Origin of the sequence: Hoeflea sp. Naph1 (genome assembly GCF_046837775.1) — a bacterium.
Taxonomy (GTDB): domain Bacteria; phylum Pseudomonadota; class Alphaproteobacteria; order Rhizobiales; family Rhizobiaceae; genus Hoeflea.
On the sequence record NZ_CP177286.1, the window covers coordinates 4126384 to 4143648 of the forward strand.

At 60.7% G+C, this 17265-nt stretch carries 17 protein-coding genes; 11 read left to right on the forward strand and 6 right to left on the reverse strand.

The window, feature by feature from the left end:
* Positions 1 to 38: 38 nt before the first annotated feature.
* Positions 39 to 2312, reverse strand: coding sequence for a glycoside hydrolase family 9 protein (locus tag ACK6D9_RS19865; protein WP_412049824.1), 2274 nt, complete (start codon positions 2310 to 2312; stop codon positions 39 to 41).
* Positions 2313 to 2457: 145 nt separating this feature from the next.
* Positions 2458 to 3294 (reverse strand): alpha/beta hydrolase, encoded by an 837-nt coding sequence (locus tag ACK6D9_RS19870; protein WP_412049825.1) that lies wholly within the window; start codon positions 3292 to 3294, stop codon positions 2458 to 2460.
* A 202-nt stretch (positions 3295 to 3496) separates the two neighbouring features.
* Between ACK6D9_RS19870 and ACK6D9_RS19875 the strand changes: the two genes are divergently transcribed.
* The 4 genes from ACK6D9_RS19875 (at position 3497) to ACK6D9_RS19890 (ending at position 7689) form a co-directional block, all read left to right on the forward strand.
* The gene (locus ACK6D9_RS19875; RefSeq protein WP_412049826.1) at positions 3497 to 4846 is read left to right on the forward strand and encodes an NAD(P)-dependent oxidoreductase; all 1350 of its coding nucleotides are present in this window, start codon (positions 3497 to 3499) and stop codon (positions 4844 to 4846) included.
* Between the two features lie 13 nt (positions 4847 to 4859).
* Positions 4860 to 6170: an NAD-dependent dihydropyrimidine dehydrogenase subunit PreA gene (gene preA, locus ACK6D9_RS19880; RefSeq protein ID WP_412049827.1), complete on the forward strand. Its 1311-nt coding sequence runs from the start codon at positions 4860 to 4862 to the stop codon at positions 6168 to 6170.
* A gap of 224 nt (positions 6171 to 6394) precedes the next feature.
* Positions 6395 to 6991 carry a DUF2799 domain-containing protein gene (locus ACK6D9_RS19885; RefSeq protein WP_412049828.1) on the forward strand — a complete coding sequence of 199 codons (597 nt, stop codon included), beginning with the start codon at positions 6395 to 6397 and terminating at the stop codon, positions 6989 to 6991.
* Positions 6992 to 7050: 59 nt separating this feature from the next.
* Positions 7051 to 7689 (forward strand): class I SAM-dependent methyltransferase, encoded by a 639-nt coding sequence (locus ACK6D9_RS19890; protein WP_412049829.1) that lies wholly within the window; start codon positions 7051 to 7053, stop codon positions 7687 to 7689.
* 36 nt (positions 7690 to 7725) lie between these two features.
* Here the strand turns inward: ACK6D9_RS19890 and ACK6D9_RS19895 are convergent, their stop codons facing one another.
* Positions 7726 to 8496, reverse strand: coding sequence for an AraC family transcriptional regulator (locus tag ACK6D9_RS19895; RefSeq protein ID WP_412049830.1), 771 nt, complete (start codon positions 8494 to 8496; stop codon positions 7726 to 7728).
* An 87-nt stretch (positions 8497 to 8583) separates the two neighbouring features.
* Here ACK6D9_RS19895 and ACK6D9_RS19900 point away from each other — a divergent pair, with 87 nt between their 5' ends.
* Positions 8584 to 9120 (forward strand): peroxiredoxin-like family protein, encoded by a 537-nt coding sequence (locus tag ACK6D9_RS19900; RefSeq protein WP_412049831.1) that lies wholly within the window; start codon positions 8584 to 8586, stop codon positions 9118 to 9120.
* Between the two features lie 13 nt (positions 9121 to 9133).
* Here the strand turns inward: ACK6D9_RS19900 and arsH are convergent, their stop codons facing one another.
* Both arsH and arsC read right to left on the reverse strand, forming a co-directional pair.
* Entirely contained in the window at positions 9134 to 9850 is a 717-nt protein-coding gene (arsH, locus tag ACK6D9_RS19905; RefSeq protein ID WP_412049832.1) for an arsenical resistance protein ArsH, read from the reverse strand.
* On the reverse strand, positions 9847 to 10251 hold the full coding sequence (gene arsC, locus ACK6D9_RS19910; RefSeq protein WP_322988573.1) for an arsenate reductase (glutaredoxin): 405 nt from the start codon (positions 10249 to 10251) through the stop codon (positions 9847 to 9849). The genes arsH and arsC overlap by 4 nt, the downstream gene beginning before the upstream one ends.
* Before the next feature lie 216 nt (positions 10252 to 10467).
* Here arsC and ACK6D9_RS19915 point away from each other — a divergent pair, with 216 nt between their 5' ends.
* Positions 10468 to 11226, forward strand: a complete 759-nt coding sequence (locus tag ACK6D9_RS19915; protein WP_412049833.1) for an SDR family oxidoreductase — start codon at positions 10468 to 10470, stop codon at positions 11224 to 11226.
* A gap of 29 nt (positions 11227 to 11255) precedes the next feature.
* On the opposite strand, the gene ACK6D9_RS19920 is transcribed toward ACK6D9_RS19915, so the two are convergent.
* On the reverse strand, positions 11256 to 11882 hold the full coding sequence (locus ACK6D9_RS19920) for a TetR family transcriptional regulator C-terminal domain-containing protein (RefSeq protein WP_412051854.1): 627 nt from the start codon (positions 11880 to 11882) through the stop codon (positions 11256 to 11258).
* 261 nt (positions 11883 to 12143) lie between these two features.
* Here ACK6D9_RS19920 and ACK6D9_RS19925 point away from each other — a divergent pair, with 261 nt between their 5' ends.
* From ACK6D9_RS19925 to hydA, 5 genes are all read left to right on the forward strand, one after another.
* Positions 12144 to 13472 carry an aspartate aminotransferase family protein gene (locus ACK6D9_RS19925; RefSeq protein WP_412049834.1) on the forward strand — a complete coding sequence of 443 codons (1329 nt, stop codon included), beginning with the start codon at positions 12144 to 12146 and terminating at the stop codon, positions 13470 to 13472.
* A 2-nt stretch (positions 13473 to 13474) separates the two neighbouring features.
* Positions 13475 to 13603: a hypothetical protein gene (locus ACK6D9_RS19930; RefSeq protein ID WP_412049835.1), complete on the forward strand. Its 129-nt coding sequence runs from the start codon at positions 13475 to 13477 to the stop codon at positions 13601 to 13603.
* Positions 13604 to 13674: 71 nt separating this feature from the next.
* Positions 13675 to 14925, forward strand: coding sequence for a Zn-dependent hydrolase (locus ACK6D9_RS19935; protein WP_412049836.1), 1251 nt, complete (start codon positions 13675 to 13677; stop codon positions 14923 to 14925).
* A 3-nt stretch (positions 14926 to 14928) separates the two neighbouring features.
* The gene (locus ACK6D9_RS19940; RefSeq protein WP_412049837.1) at positions 14929 to 15690 is read left to right on the forward strand and encodes a class II aldolase/adducin family protein; all 762 of its coding nucleotides are present in this window, start codon (positions 14929 to 14931) and stop codon (positions 15688 to 15690) included.
* A gap of 77 nt (positions 15691 to 15767) precedes the next feature.
* Positions 15768 to 17225 carry a dihydropyrimidinase gene (gene hydA / locus ACK6D9_RS19945; protein WP_412049838.1) on the forward strand — a complete coding sequence of 486 codons (1458 nt, stop codon included), beginning with the start codon at positions 15768 to 15770 and terminating at the stop codon, positions 17223 to 17225.
* The last annotated feature ends 40 nt before the right edge of the window (positions 17226 to 17265 follow it).

A 17265-nucleotide genomic window follows, 5' to 3' on the forward strand; every position in this document is an offset into this window, starting at 1 on the left:
CGCTCGCCGTAAAAGCCGCCGATGTGCCGCTCGAAGGCTTACTTGGCGTCAGCCAGAAAAGAGGCGATCCAGGTTAACGGCGCATTCCAGTTGATGGCGATCTCGTTGGTCGAAAACGACCGCGGATCATCGACATAGCAGGCTTGCGGGGCACAGCCCTTGAGAACTTTCTGGGCGTAGTCATCGGCCGGTTTGCTGTTCGGGCCGCCCGCCAGCGCACCCTTGGGCAGTTTGGGATAGGACGGATCAATGGCGTGGGCGAACATGTTGGAATGCTGTCGCTGGGCATAGGTGGTACCGTAGCCGGTAACATAGGAAATGCCGAGCGCATTGCGGCCCAACACATAATCCATGCTCTCCTGCACCGCGTGCAGGTAGCGGCGATCCCCAGTGATGTCATAAGCCGTGGCGACGACGATCATGTTCTGGATCAGTGACTGGTTTGATCCCCAGCCGAAGCCTGATTCGGGACCATACATCAGCCCGAAGGCTTCCTTCTTCTGCACCTGCAGATAGGCCTCAGCCGCGTCTATGACCGAGGCACGGACCGCCTTGAGATCCGGCGCGGGCAGGTTTGACGGCACCGACGCCAGTTCGATGCGGGCAAGCCCCGCCACCGACCGCCAGCTGAAGCCGCCAGGATCAAACACCGGGCCAGACCAGTGCGGCGACGCCTTTGCCCGCTCCAGCCAGACTTCGTCACCGGTGCTCAGATACAACTCGACCGCAGCCCAGTAGAACTCGTCGGAGACATCATCATCTTCGTAATCACCGCCGCCGAAACTGCCGTCGGTGGATGGTGCATAAAGTTTGGGATTGACCTCCGCCGCCTGATAGGCGCGGATCGCGGCGGCCAGAAGCCGGTTCGCATATTCCTTGTCGGCGCGGACGAACAGACGTGCACCCTGCGCTGCCGCAGCCGCCAGATTGAGCGTCGCCGCCGTCGACGGCCGATGCAGCACCCGCACCTCGCGGTCGCGATGCGGCAGGATCGGCCCCACCGTCCAGCGATTGCCATGCACCTTGTGGTGCGCCATCCCGGCATGGGGCTGGCCTTCGGGAACCGTCATCGAGATCAGGAAGTCGAGCTCCCAGCGTGCCTCGTCGAGAATGTCGGAGACGCCATTGCCAGTCTCGGGAATCGACACCAGCCCATCGGCCAGCGCGCGCGAGTCCTTCGGTCCATAGTTCAGCGCCCGCTCGTAGGTCGCCAGCAATTGCGCCGTGGCAATCCCGCCATTGACGACATACTTGCCGAAATCGCCGGCATCATACCAGCCGCCCGCAACATTGAGCTTGTAGCCACAGCCCCAGGCCTCGCCATAGACCTTGAGCGCGGTGGAGCTGTCGACACAGCCGACCGAGGTGTCCCCGCGATTGGGCGCCTTGCCCAGATGTCCGGCCGGACGGGCATAGTCCCGTCCTGCAAACTTGGCCTCGATCTCGATGCCGCTGCGCACCTTGTAGAAATAGGACAGCGCATCCGCCCGCAGACTGGCATAGGCCTCGCGCGAAATCGAAAACGGCGGGCTGGTTTCTCCGTCGACCTTCAGCCGGTAGCCGTCGCCGGGCTCGTCGAAATCACTGAAATCGATGGTATGCACATCAAGCCCGGAAGAGCTGTCCCTGCCGTTGGCGCGGGTGCGACCGGTCGCAACCTTGGCGCCGGAGGCCGAAACCAGCGTCCAATCGACACGCGCATTGCCTTTGCGCACCAGATTGGCGCGCTTTGGCCCGCCGGGCAGATAAGCGGTCTGGTTGACCATGATTGTGGCGTTCGTGCCGCTCGCAGCCGCCGCGGCCGTCCTGGTGCCGCTAAGCAGCGACGCCGCATGCAGGCAGAAACGCCAGGGCCGGTCAGCGCCGCCAAGCTGGAACAGCAATTGCCCCGCCTTGTGGCTCTCACCGACCTGAAAATCCGTGCTGGCGCTGACTTTCTCCGCTGACAGACGACGGGTGATCTCGCCTTCAGCCGTCCACGGTTCGGCGGCTTTCTGGGCAATCGCTCGCATCGGCCCCTCGGGATCGCCTGAAACCACCAGCGACAGCCGGTAGTGCTCGCCCTTTTCAAGCTTGATGTTATTGATTCCGAGAATGGCGTCCCACGGTTGCGCCGTACCGCCTTCGATCGAGCCACACAGAGCACCAGCCTGATAATCGAGTTTGATATTGGGCGTAGCCCACCATTCACCCACCAGCGCCGGCTGCCCAAAAGTCGGGTCCGGAAGCTGCTCAGCGGCGGGTGCCGCGGAAGCAATGACAACCGTTGTCAGCAAGGTGTTAAAGCCGATCATGGCCTTGAAATGCGTCATGTCTGGTTCCGGATACAGTTATCGGCAAGGAAGACGGCTCCGGACATTTGATGGTCGGATGGCCGCAGTGCACAACTGCCAATCAGGCTAGACGCTTGCCGTGAACAAACGCTTAAGTACCGCGCTGAGGGGGATGAGCCGATGTTCAGCCGGCAAGTCCGAGAAATGACCTGCACAGCGGGTGCTGCGGATCCGCCAGCCCGTCGATCACATTGAAATGGTGCTTGCCGGCCTCCTCGATGAGGCTCACCGGCGTCGTAAACCCGCGCCACATCTCATACAACGCCCGGTTCTGCCGGACGAATTCCGGTCGCTCCGCCGCGCCGACCCATGCGGTGACCGGAATGACGCCGAGCGGTTCCAGCAACACCGGGCTTTCCGATTGCGCCGTCCCGGCGTCGATTTTCAGGATCTCGTTCATTTCCGTGCGGACCAGCGGGCGTAGATCGTGAACGCCGGAGATCGGAGTCACCCCCGCCACCCGCGCAAGCACAGCCTGGGGCAACAGCGGCGTGCCGCTGATCATCCTTGCGACCAGTTGCCCGCCGGCCGAATGACCGGTCAGCCGGATCGGGCCGTCGACCTGCACGGCCGCAAAACTGATCGCAGACGCAATTTCCTCGCCAATGCCGCCGATCCCGATATCGGGACACAGGGTGTAGCTCGGCATCGCCACGGCATGGCCATGCGCCAGTGGCCCCGCCGCCAGATGCGACCACACCGATCTATCAAAGGCTTTCCAGTAACCACCATGCACGAATACAGCCAGACCAGTAGGCGCACCCTCGGGCAGGAACAGATCTAACCGGTTGCGATCGCCCGGGCCGTAAGCAAGATCGAGCCGAACCCTCCCCGATTCCGCAACCCTGTCCCGAAAAGCTTGCGCCAGTTCGCTCCATTTCGGCGGATACGTCCCGGCATCCTCGATATGGGCACCGTTGGCATAGGCATCGTCATAGTCCGCAATCGGGTAGTCAGTCACAGCTACATATCTCCATTTACAGCATAATTGCCGGACGGGGCATGAAGTGCAATCCATCGCCGCATCGTAATTTTTTGATCATCTGATAAAAAATTTGACCTTTTGATAAAACCAATTCATTCTTTCCCAATCGCGGCACCGGAGACGCTGAGGAGTAGCTCCGATCAAGACCGCAAAGAGGTTCTCGCAAAGAGGGGGTCCTATGACTGTGTCCGAGACGAGCGACGTAAAGGCGAGGCGTTTGTCGAGCGCCGATTATGTCGACAATTTTTCCGACATCCATCCGCCGCTGACGCCGCATGAGGCGCTGGTGGAAGCTGATCGATGCTATTTCTGCTACGATGCGCCGTGCATGACCGCGTGTCCGACATCGATCGACATTCCGATGTTCATCCGCAAGATCCAGGCCGGCAATCCGGTAGGATCGGCCAAAACCATCTTCGACGAGAACATTCTCGGCGGCATGTGCGCCCGCGTCTGCCCCACCGAAACGCTGTGCGAAGAAGCCTGCGTGCGCGAAGCTGCGGAAGGCAAGCCGGTCAAGATCGGGCTGCTGCAGCGTCACGCCACCGACACGTTCATGGAACGCGAGCAGCCTCATCCGTTCCAGCGCGCCGCGCCAACGGGCAAGAAGATCGCCGTTATCGGCGCTGGCCCGGCCGGCCTTTCCTGCGCTCACCGGCTGGCCACCCACGGCCACGACGTCACCATTTTCGAAGCCCGCGAGAAAGCCGGCGGCCTCAACGAATATGGTATCGCCGCCTATAAGACGACCAATGATTTTGCCCAGGACGAGGTTGAATTCGTCACCGAAATCGGCGGCATCAGCATTGAGAACGGCAAGGCGCTTGGCCGTGACGTCACCCTTGATCAATTGGCCAGCGATTACGACGCGGTCTTCCTCGGGCTAGGCCTGCCGGGCGTCAACGCGCTCGGAATGGAAGGCGAGGACGCAAACGGCGTGATCGACGCCGTCGACTTCATTGGCGTGCTGCGCCAGGCAGAAGATCTTTCGGCCCTGGAAGTGGGACGCCGCATCGTCGTCATCGGCGGCGGCATGACCGCCATCGACGCGGCCATGCAGTCCAAGCTGCTCGGCGCCGAGGAAGTCACCATCGCCTATCGCCGCGGTCAGGAACACATGAACGCCTCGCTCTACGAGCAGGAACTGGCCCAGACCCATGGCGTCGTCATTCGCCACTGGATGATGCCCAACAGCCTGCATGTCAGCAATGGCGCGGTCACCGGCATCACCCTCGAGCGGACTGAACTCGATGCCAGCGGCAAGCTTACGGGCACCGGTGAGACTGTGACGCTCGAAGTCGACCAGGTGTTCAAGGCAATCGGCCAGACACCGGATGCCGGTCCGTTGGCAGGCGCAGACATCGCGCTTGAGAAGGGCCGCATCCGCACTGACGAGGCCCGCCGTACATCACACCCCAAGATCTGGGCCGGCGGCGACTGCATTGCCGGTGGCGAAGACCTCACCGTGGTCTCCGTCGAAGACGGCAAGATCGCCGCTGAAAGCATTCACCAGGCCCTGATCGGCTAGAGGAGGAAACATCATGGCAGACCTTTCGACCAATTTCCTCGGCATCAAATCCCCCAACCCGTTCTGGCTGGCCTCCGCGCCGCCGACCGACAAGGCCTACAATGTCGAGCGTGCCTTCGAAGCCGGCTGGGGCGGCGTTGTCTGGAAAACCCTTGGCGAAGCCGGCCCGCCGGTCGTCAATGTCAATGGCCCGCGCTACGGCGCCATCTGGGGACCGGACCGGCGACTTCTCGGGCTCAACAACATCGAGCTGATTACCGACCGCGACCTCGAGATCAATCTGCGCGAGATCGCCGAGGTCAAGAAACGCTGGCCCGACCGGGCGATGATCGTCTCGATCATGGTGCCCTGCGACGAGCAAAGCTGGAAAGCGATCCTGCCGCGCGTCGAAGACACCGGCGCCGATGGCATCGAGCTCAATTTTGGCTGCCCACACGGCATGAGCGAGCGCGGGATGGGCGCATCTGTCGGCCAGGTGCCCGAGTACATCCAGATGGTGGCGGAATGGTGCAAGCAATATTGCCGCCTGCCGGTGATCGTCAAGCTGACCCCCAACATCACCGACATCCGCTACCCGGCCCGCGCCGCCAAGGCCGGTGGCGCCGATGCGGTGTCGCTGATCAACACCATCTCGTCGATCATCTCGATCGATCTCGACAATTTCGCGCCGATGCCGACGATTGACGGCAAGGGCTCGCATGGCGGCTATTGCGGCCCGGCGGTCAAGCCGATTGCGCTCAACATGGTCGCCGAAATTGCGCGCGATGGTGAAACCCGCGGGCTTCCGATCTCCGGGATCGGCGGCATCCAGACCTGGCGTGACGCTGCAGAATATATAGCGCTTGGCTGCGGCACTGTGCAGGTCTGCACTGCGGCGATGACCTACGGTTTCAAGATCGTCCAGGAAATGACGCAAGGCCTGTCGGACTGGATGGACGAGAAGGGCTACGCCACTCTCGCCGATTTCCAGGGCCGCGCGGTCCCCAACGTCACCGACTGGCAGCACCTCAATCTCAACTACATCACCAAGGCCAAGATTGATCAGGATCTCTGCATCAAGTGTGGCCGTTGCCACATCGCCTGCGAGGACACCTCGCACCAGGCCATCACCTCGATGGTCGATGGCGTGCGGCATTTCGAGGTGATGGACGACGAGTGCGTCGGCTGCAATCTCTGCGTCAATGTCTGCCCGGTGGATGATTGCATCACCATGGTGGAAATGACCGAGGGCACCGATCCCCGCACCGGTCGTCCGATTGATCCGGATTACGCCAACTGGACCACCCACCCGAACAACCCGATGGCAAAGCAGGCAGCCGAGTAAGCCTGCCATCCTCGACCAGATAACAAGCCCCGGCTGCCATTGCACCGGGGCTTGTTGCGTTTGGGGGACCTGCATTGTCTTGAGATACCCATAGCCCCCTCGCCCGCAACCGAATCCGGCCTCCGGTAAAACCAAGCCTGCGCCGGAACGCCCCCCCTGTCAGTTGCCTTGCGCAGACCGGGTTGGTATCACTTCCAAATTACCGGGTGGGGGACGTTTCAAAGATGAGAATTCAAGCAATATTGGCGCTGATAGGCTGCCTTTTCCTGATGTCGTGTCAAACCATGTCGAAGGAAGAATGTGCGGTCGCAGACTGGCGCGTTGTCGGCGAGCAGGACGGAGCCGCCGGCTACAATCCGCAAGACCGGTTTGCCCGCCACGTCAAGGCTTGTGAAAAAGCCGGCGTCGCCGCCGACCAGACGGTTTGGTACGAAGGCTATCAGTTGGGCTTGCCGCGCTATTGCACACCGCTCAACGGCCTGAGTGTCGGCAGCCAGGGTAAATCCTACGCCAATGTCTGCCCCGCCAATCTCGATCCCGGATTTCGCGACGGCTATGAACTCGGCCGCACTTACAACCGCAAGAACGGCGAAATCCGCAGCGTGGAATCACGCATCAGCACCCTTGAACGGGAAATCCGTGAAGACGAGGAACTGATCAATCAGGGCAAGGCCGACAAGCGTGCGACCGAGCGCAAGATCAAATCCAGCCGCCGGACCATTCGCGGCCTCGAACGTGACATCCGACATCTGCAATCGGATCTGCGTCGGATCGAGGACGACATGGAAGATTTTCGCTACGATCATACCCCGCGAACCTAGACAGGATCACGACAAGGCGGGGGCGGATAGGCTGTGGCAGCGGCAACGAAAGTCCAAGCATGACTGACGAAGCACCCGATCTCAAGCTCCTGGCAACCCGGACCCGGGACGTTTATGAGCGAAACGCTGTCCGCTTCGACGCGGAACGATCAAAGCGGCTGCATGAAAAACCCTGGCTCGACCGTTTTGCCGCATTGCTGCCCGCGGGGGCAACCATTCTTGATGCAGGCTGCGGCGCCGGCGACCCGATCGCCGCCCATTTCACCGGAAAAGGTTTCAAGGTCACCGGCATCGATCAGGCCAGAGCGATGATCGCGCTGGCGCGGGCCAGATACCCCGATGGCGAATGGCTTGTTGCCGATATGCGCGATATTGAACTCGATCGCCGGTTCGACGGCATCATCGGCTGGAACAGCTTCTTTCATCTGACACAGGACGAACAGCGCACGACCCTTGCCCGGATGGCTGCTCACCTCAAGCCGGATGGCGCACTGATGCTGACGGTTGGGCCCGACAGTGGCGAAGTCGCTGGTCATGTCGGCGACGACGATGTCTACCACTCCAGTCTTTCGCCCCGGCAATACCAGGACATCCTCGAGAAATTGCAGCTTCGCATCATCGATTTCGTCAAGGAAGATCCCGATTGTGCCTTGCAAACGGTGTTGTTGGCGCAAAAACATGCCGCCAACGACCAATAAGGAGACGCGGCTCAAATCGGCTATCCTGACCCGATGTCAGCGTGTCCGGACGCCCTCGGCTGAACTTCTTGCGGCCCTGCCGCGCATGGCCAGCGGGTTCTTGCCGAAATGCTGCCGGAACGCCCGGCCAAACCCCTCCGGCGACCGGTAGCCATAGCGCCGCGCGATGGCATCGACGCGGTCGCCCCTTTGCAGGTCCTGCCGCGCCAATGTAAGTCGCCACCGACGCAAATAGGCCGAAGGTGTCTCCCCCACGGTTGCCACGAACATCTCGGCGAAGCGGCTGAGCGACAGCCCGGCAATTGCCGCCAGGTCTTCATTGCGCCATTGCCGGCCCGGCTGTGCGTGAATCGTCACCAGCGCGCGGCTCAGCCGCGGATCGGACAATCCTGCCAGCAGCCCCGGTTTTGTCGATCCGGTTTCGATCTGCGCCCGCAGCAGCCGCACGATCAGCACTTCGCCCAACCGGTTGACCACGGAAGCCGAACCGCAGCGCGATGCTTCCAGTTCCGATTGTATCAGCGCCACCAGGCTTGCCGTCTGCGGATCACCTGACAGATCGAAATCTATTGCCTCGGGCAAGACGGCAATCAGCGGATTGGCATCACCGCCCCAATCAACCGCGGCCGAAAACAGCACGGTTTGCCCCGCCCACGCCGCGTCCAACCCATCGGCATCAAACCAGACATGCCGGGCAATGCCGGCTTCATCTGCCGTAACCACAAGCGTCGCCGCTTCCACGGGCGCCACTCGCACCTGCAGGCTGAAGCGTTCCATCAGGGTTGTCAGACGATCAAACTCGGACAAATCGGTGTTCCAGTCAGTTAATTCGGATTTTTCAAACTGAAATTACGCTACTATCCTGACACAACACCCATTGAAAGGCTTTTCTCCATGCTCATGCCCCGCCAGAAAACTCCTGACCTGACGCTGCCCACCCTTGACCACGGCACGTTTGATCTTTCCACCGATGCATCGGAGCGCGGAACCGTCATCTGTTTTTACCGCGGCCTGCACTGCCCGATCTGCGCCAACTATCTGACCGAAATGCAAAAACGCGTCGCCGATTTTGCCGAACGTGGCGTCGCCACCATTGCGATCAGCTCTGATGGCGAAGAGCGCACGCGGCAGATGGCCGACAAGATCGGCGCCGACACCTTGCGTTTCGGCTATGATCTTCCGCTGGAAAAGGCCCGCGAATGGGGGCTCTACATCTCGAATTCGCGCGGCAAGACCTCGATCGGCATCGAGGAACCGGCGCTGTTTTCTGAGCCGGGCCTGTTCATGGTGACCCCGGAGCAGACGCTCTATTATGGCTCGGTTCAGACCATGCCGTTCGTGCGTCCGCATTTCTCCGAGCTGGTCGGTGCGCTCGATTTTGCCATCAAGAACGACTACCCGGCGCGCGGCGAATATGCCGGCGCGGTGTAATCAGTGGGTTGATCTAGATTGACCGAATGTTGACACGGGTGGAGAGGGCTTCGGCGCTTTCCACCCGTTCGGAATAGCGATCGACCAGATAGGCCGAGCGGCCGCGGGTCAGCAGCGTGAACTTCATCAGTTCTTCCATTACATCGACAACGCGATTGTAATAGGCCGACGGCAGCATCCGTCCCTGCTCGTCAAATTCGGCATACGCCTTGGGCACCGAGGACTGATTGGGGATGGTGATCATCCGCATCCAGCGGCCCAGCACCCGCATCTGGTTCAAACTGTTGTAACTCTGTGATCCACCGCAGACCTGCATCAATGCCAGTGTTCGCCCCTGGGTCGGACGGATTCCGCCGATCGGCGCCAGTGGTAGCCAATCGATCTGGGTCTTCATCACCCCGGTCATGGCGCCATGGCGCTCCGGTGAACACCAGACCTGGGCTTCCGACCACAACGACAACTGCCGCAATTCCTCGACCTTGGGATGCTTCTCACTGTCTTCCGATACCAATGGCAGGCCGCTCGGATCAAACACCCGGACCTCGGCACCCAGCGCTTCCAGCACCCGCCGCGCCTCGTGGGTGAGAAACCGCGAATAGGAGCGTGCGCGCAACGACCCGTAGAGCATCAGCACGCGTGGCGGGTGCCGGGGCTCATCAGGTAACGCCAGCCGTTCAGTTTCAGGCAGGTTCAACTGGTCGGGATTGATATTGGGCATGCCATCTTTCATGGTGCTTTGATCACTTCCCCGTCTTCCTTGGTGTAGGTAGCGCCCGGTGCAACATCGAGCAGCGCGAACACCGTTTCCGACGGCCGGCACAAGGCCACACCCTTGGCAGTGCAGACGATCGGCCGGTTGACCAGCACCGGATGTTCGATCATCGCATCAAGAATGGCGTCGTCAGAAACGGCCGGATCGGTAAGTCCCAGTTCTTCAGCCGGCGATTTCGATATCCGCAAGGCGCTGCGCGGGGTCAGTCCGGCAGCGGCAAAAAGCCCCTGCAATTGCGCACGTGTCCAACCGGTCTTCTGGTACTCGATGATGATCGGCTCTCCGGCGACGGCGCGAATGATCTCGAGCACATTGCGCGACGTGCCGCAGCCGGGATTGTGGTGGATGACAATGCTCATGATTGGTTCCTATCTCGCTGGCGTTTGGCTTGAACCCAATTAACGCAATCATTCGCACCAGATCAGATACATATCAAGGTTTTTTGATTAATGAGTCTGCGTAAGGATCGTCCAAACAATCCAACCTGACCAGCCCTATACAACAACGGTGTTTCACCACCTTGATCGCACGCGCCATCAGTTGCACAAGAGGATGGCAATGCTAGGGAAACACGAATGAACATCGATCTGACCGGCAAGACAGCATTGATTACTGGCGCCAGCCGCGGCATTGGCGAAGCAGCGGCCCGTGTCATGGCAGGATATGGCGCCAATGTTGTTTTGGTGGCGCGCTCGACGCAAGACACAGCGCGGATCGCCTCGGAAATTGGTGATAAGGCCCTTGCAGTGACGTGCGATGTGGCCTGCTATGGAGACGTCGAAAATGCGGTCGCTGTGGCGGAAAATGGTTTTGGCAGCCTCGACATCATCGTCAACAATGCCGGCGTGATCGATCCCATTGCCCGCATCGAGCATTCGGATCCGGAAGCCTGGGATCAGGCGGTCGATATCAATCTAAAGGGCGTCTATCACGGAATGTGCGCAGCAATCCCGGCGATGAAACGACGCGGCGGCGGCACCATCATCAACCTCGCTTCTGGCGCGGCCGCTAGCGCGCTGGAAGGCTGGAGCCATTATTGTGCAACCAAGGCAGCAGTTTTGGCGCTGACACGCTGCGCCCACATGGAGTGCGCGCCTGACAATATCCGGGTTATTGCCCTGTCGCCGGGAACCGTGGCAACCGATATGCAACGGGCAATCAAGACCTCAGGCATCAACCCGGTCAGCGAGCTTGACTGGTCGACGCACATCTCGCCTGACTGGGTTGGAGAGGCAATCGCCTGGCTGACAACCGATGCAGCGCGGAGCTATGATGGCGAGAACTTTTTGCTCAATAAGGACGAAGCCCGCCGGGCTGTAGGGCTGATCACTTAATTCGCCGACGGCGCGCAAGAATCAGGCAGTTACAATTTGCGGATACGCGGCTTTGCCGTCTCAGAAGGCTTGGGGCTGAGGCCATCGAGAAACAGTGTCTCGAGATAGCGCGCCGCATCCTCGAAACGGCCTTCGGCGCCAAGATCGGGGCCTAACACCACCTGCACCTGGACGTCGAAATCGGCGTAATGCTGGGTGGTCGACCAGATCGAGAAGATCAGGTGGCGCGGATCAACCGGGTTGATCTTGCCCTCCGCCATCCAGCCCGAAAGCACCTCGGCCTTTTCATCGACCAGCGGCTTGAGCTCGCTCACCAGAAGCTGCTTGATGCGCGGTGCGCCCTGCAGGATCTCGTTTGCGAACAGCCGGCTTTCACGCGGGAAATCACGCGCCATCTCCAGCTTGCGGCGAATGTAGCAGCGAAGCTCCGGCAACGGATCTCCAACCGCGTCCAGCGATCGCAAGGGCTCGAGCCAAGTGTCCAGCAAGCGCGCAATCAGCGCCTCGTACATGTCCTGCTTGCGTCGGAAATAATACAGAAGATTGGGTTTGGACATGCCGGCATGCTCGGCAATCTGGTCGATGGTGGCGCCGCGAAAACCATGGGCAGAAAACACTTCAAGGGCAGCGTCGAGGATCCGTTCCTCGTTTTCCATCTGAATGCGCGTCTTGCGCTGGGTCTCCGTCGCCCGTGCTTTCAAGTCCTGCGTTCCCTGTTCTCTCTCGCCGATACCCATCCATGACTTCCAAACTGGGGCGAACAACGCCGAATTGGCCTTGACCGAATGGTTGGCGCTGTTAGAGTTTTATCAAACAGTCAAGAAATTCGTATCACAGCTTGGCTTCCAAGACCAAGCCTTCGAATTGCCTATTGATTGATCGATCGGGAACACCATGCGTCAGGAGGCGCCTCAGCCATGTCAAACCGGCTCAACACCACCCCAAACGATCTTCGCGCGTTCTGGATGCCGTTTACCGCCAACCGCCAGTTCAAGCAGAACCCGCGCATGATGGTTGCCGCCAAGGACATGCATTTCACCTCCTCCGACGGACGCCAGATTCTCGACGGCACCGCCGGCCTGTGGTGCGTCAACGCCGGCCACTGCCGCCCGAAGATTACCGAGGCGATTCGCCAGCAGGCAGGCGAACTTGATTATGCGCCGGCGTTCCAGATGGGCCATCCGAAGGCATTCGAACTGGCCAACCGGCTGGTCGACATCGCACCCGAAGGCATGAACCACGTGCTGTTTACCAATTCCGGATCGGAATCGGTGGAAACGGCGCTGAAGGTGGCGCTGGCCTATCACCGCACCAAAGGCGAAGGCGCCCGCAGTCGCTTGATCGGCCGTGAACGCGGCTACCACGGCGTCAATTTCGGAGGCATCTCGGTTGGCGGCATCGTTTCCAACCGCAAGATGTTCGGCACGCTGCTGACCGGCGTCGATCATATGCCGCACACCCACCTGCCGGGCCAGAACGCCTTTACCAAGGGTCAGCCCGAACATGGCGGCGACATCGCGTCCGAATTGGAACGCATCGTCACGCTGCATGACGCTTCCACCATTGCTGCCGTCATTGTCGAACCGGTAGCAGGCTCCACCGGCGTGCTGATCCCGCCGAAGGGCTACCTCAAGAAGCTGCGCGAGATCTGCACCAAGCACGGCATCCTGCTGATTTTCGATGAAGTCATCACCGGTTTCGGCCGCCTCGGCTCACCGTTTGCAGCCCAGCATTACGATGTCATGCCCGACATCATCACCACCGCCAAGGGATTGACAAATGGCGTCATTCCGATGGGCGCGGTGTTCGTCACTTCCGAGATCCACGATGCCTTCATGCAGGGCCCGGAGCACATGATCGAGTTCATGCACGGCTATACCTATTCGGGCAACCCGATCGCCTCGGCCGCGGCACTAGCAACGCTCGACACCTACAAGGAAGAAAGCCTGCTCACCCGCGCCTCCGAGATCGCGCCCTACTGGGAAGAGCAACTGCATTCGCTCAAGGATTGCCCGCATGTCATCGACATCCGCAACACCGGCCTGATCGGCGCCATTGAGCTCGAACCAATTGCCGGCGAGCCGACAAAACGCGCCTTCAGCGCCTTCCTCAAGGCCTATGAAGACGGATTGTTGATCCGCACCACCGGCGACATCATCGCGCTGTCACCGCCGTTGATCATCTCCAAGGACCAGATTGACGAGCTGTTCGACAAAGTGCGCAAAGTGCTCGAAGGGATCGACTGATCATGCAGATCACCGAGAACGCCAGTGGCGACGAGCTGAAAGGCGTGCGGCTCTTTACACGCCTCAAAACCTTTACCTCGCGTTGGCCCAAAGCCATCAAGACCAGCGCCGTGTTCAATTTCCCGAGCTAGCAATGCGCCCATGGCGGCCTCGACGGGAACCGGGGCCGCACGACAGACAAAACTGATTCAAGGAGACGAGCATGTCCGTACCCGCAGCAAATTTGAGGATCAACGCCGACCGGCTGTGGGATTCACTCATGGACATGGCCAAGATCGGGCCCGGTATCGCCGGCGGCAACAACCGCCAGACCCTGACCGACGAGGATGGCGAGGGCCGCAAGCTGTTTCAGCGCTGGTGCGAAGAGGCCGGGCTCACGATGGCCGTCGACACCATGGGCAACATGTTCATGACCCGTCCCGGAACCGACCCGGATGCGCTGCCGGTCTATGTCGGTTCCCACCTCGACACCCAGCCCACCGGCGGCAAGTATGACGGCGTACTCGGCGTGCTCGGCGGCCTGGAACTGGTCCGCACGCTCAATGATCTCGACATCAAGACCAGGCACCCGATCGTGGTGGTCAACTGGACCAACGAGGAAGGCACCCGCTTTGCCCCGGCAATGCTGGCGTCCGGTGTTTTCGCCGGCGTGATCGAACAGGACTGGGCCTACGACCGGACCGACGCCAAGGGCAAACGCTTCGGCGACGAGCTCGAACGCATCGGCTGGAAGGGCGACGAGGAAGTCGGTGCCCGCAAGATGCATGCGTTTTTCGAGCTGCACATCGAGCAGGGGCCGATTCTCGAGGCCCAGAAAAAGGACATCGGCGTGGTTACCCACGGCCAGGGGCTGCGCTGGATCCAGTGCACGGTCACCGGCAAGGAAAGCCATACCGGCTCGACCCCGATGCCGATGCGCAAGAATGCCGGGCGCGGGCTCGCCCAGATCACCGAACTGGTGCACCAGATCGCCATGGACAATGCCCCCAACGCGGTGGGCGCCATCGGCCACATTGATGTCTACCCCAATTCGCGCAACATCATCCCCGGCAAGGTGGTCTTCACCGTCGATTTCCGCAGCCATGAACTCGACCGCATGAACGGCATGGTCGATCGGCTGATGGCTGAGGCGCCGAAACTCTGCGATGCGATTGGTGTCGGCTTCGAAGCCGAGATCGTCGGCCAGTTCGACCCGCCGGAATTCGACCCGACCTGCGTCAAGGCTGTGCGCGACGCCGCCGAGCGGCTGGGCTACTCGCACATGGACATCATTTCCGGCGCCGGCCACGACGCCTGCTGGGTCAACCGCGTGGCGCCGACCGCCATGGTCATGTGCCCCTGCGTCGACGGGCTGTCGCACAACGAGGCCGAGGACATTTCCAAAGAATGGGCCGCCGCCGGTGCCGAAGTGCTGATGCATGCAGTTGTCGAAACAGCCGGGGTCGTGGATTAACCAATGAACACATCAGCCAAAGTCGTGCCTCTTGAGAGCACTGACGATAGCCAACTTCGCATAGACCTTGCAGCCGCGCTTCGATTGGCGGCCTATTACGACTGGCACGAAGGCGTTGCCAATCACTTCTCTGCCGCCGTCTCGCCTGACGGCAAACAGTTCCTGATGAATCCGCGCTGGAAACACTTCTCCCGCGCCAAGGCCAGTGAACTGCTTCTCATCGATGCCGATGATCCCGAGACGATGAACCGGCCCGATGCGCCCGATCCATCAGCCTGGTCAATCCATTCAGCCATTCACCGCCGTGTGCCACATGCCCGCGTGGCGCTGCATCTGCACCCGCCTTACGCAACCACGCTGGCGACACTGAAAGATCCCTCGATCAAGCCGCTCGATCAGGTCACTGCACGGTTCTTCAACCGGCTCGCCATCGACATGGAATTTGGCGGCATCGCCACCGAGGAAGCCGAGGGCGAGCGCATCGCCGCCTCGATCGGCAACCATTCCAGCGTCATGATGGCCAATCATGGCGTCACCACGGTTGCCCCCACGGTGGCCGAAGCCTTTGACGCCATGTACCATCTCGAGCGCGCCGCGCGGACCATGGTGCTGGCCTACTCGACTGGCCAGCCGCTCAATGTGATGAGTGACGAGATGGCTGAAACCGTCGCGCAGGAATGGGACGTCTACAAGGACGCCGAGTTCTCGCATTTCGAGGAAATGAAACAGGTTCTCGACCGCGAGAACCCCGGCTATGCCGACTGACACGCATTATCGTTTGAAAAGACCGCGCCAAGACGGTTTAACAACACAAAATTTGGAACAGCAAAAGGACGTGCACCATGAGCACCACCGTCATCAAGAACGGCACCATTGTCACCGCCGATCTGACCTACAAGGCAGACGTGATGATCGAGGGCGGCGTCATCACCGCCATCGGCCCCAATTTGGTCGGCGACAAGTCGCTTGACGCCACCGGTTGCTACGTCATGCCCGGCGGTATCGACCCGCATACCCATCTCGAAATGCCGTTCATGGGCACCTATTCGACCGATGATTTCGAAAGCGGCACCCGCGCAGCACTCGCCGGCGGAACCACCATGGTGATCGATTTCGCCCTGCCCGCGCCGGGTCAGTCGCTCTTGGAAGCACTGACCATGTGGGACAACAAATCGACCCGCGCTCATTGCGACTATTCCTTCCACATGGCGATCACCTGGTGGGGCGAGCAGGTGTTCAACGAGATGGAAACGGTCGTCAAGGAAAAGGGCATCACCACCTTCAAGCATTTCATGGCCTACAAGGGCGCGCTGATGGTCGATGATGACGAGATGTACTCCTCGTTCAGCCGCGTTGGCGAACTGGGCGGCATCGCCATGGTTCATGCCGAAAACGGCGACGTTGTCGCGCAGCTGCAGGCAAAGCTGCTGGCCGAAGGCAACAACGGCCCTGAAGCGCACGCTTATTCGCGGCCAGCGGAAGTCGAGGGCGAAGCCACCAACCGCGCCATCATGATCGCCGACATGGCCGGCACGCCGCTCTACGTGGTGCACACATCCTGCGAGCAAAGCCACGAAGCCATCCGCCGCGCCCGCCAGAAGGGCATGCGAGTCTGGGGCGAGCCGCTGATCCAGCACCTGACACTTGACGAGAGCGAATACGCCAACCCCGATTGGGACCATGCCGCACGCCGGGTGATGAGCCCGCCATTCCGCAACAAGATGCATCAGGATTCACTCTGGGCCGGGCTCTCTGCCGGATCGCTGCAGGTGGTTGCCACCGACCATTGCGCCTTCTCGACCGAACAGAAGCGCTACGGCGTCGGCGACTTCACAAAGATCCCCAACGGCACGGGTGGGCTTGAAGACCGCATGCCGATGCTCTGGACCTATGGGGTTGCCACCGGCCGGCTGACCATGAACGAATTTGTTGCCGTTACCTCGACCAACATTGCCAAGATCCTCAATACCTATCCGAAGAAGGGTGCGGTGCTGGTTGGCGCCGATGCCGACCTGGTGGTCTGGGATCCGGAAAAGTCCAAGACCATTTCGGCCAAGACACAGCAGTCGGCGATCGATTACAACGTCTTTGAAGGCAAGCAGGTCAAGGGCCTGCCGCGCTACACCCTGACCCGTGGTCGGGTCGCCATTGACGATGGCGAGGTCAAGCCGCAGGAAGGCCACGGCGAATTCGTCGCCCGTAAGCCGGTTACCGCCACCAACAAGGCGCTGTCGACCTGGAAGGAAGTCTCCTCGCCGCGCAAGGTCGAACGCAAAGGCATCCCTGCAACCGGGGTGTAATGGCACGGAACTTGCTCGGTTTTCAGGACCGGGCAAGCTC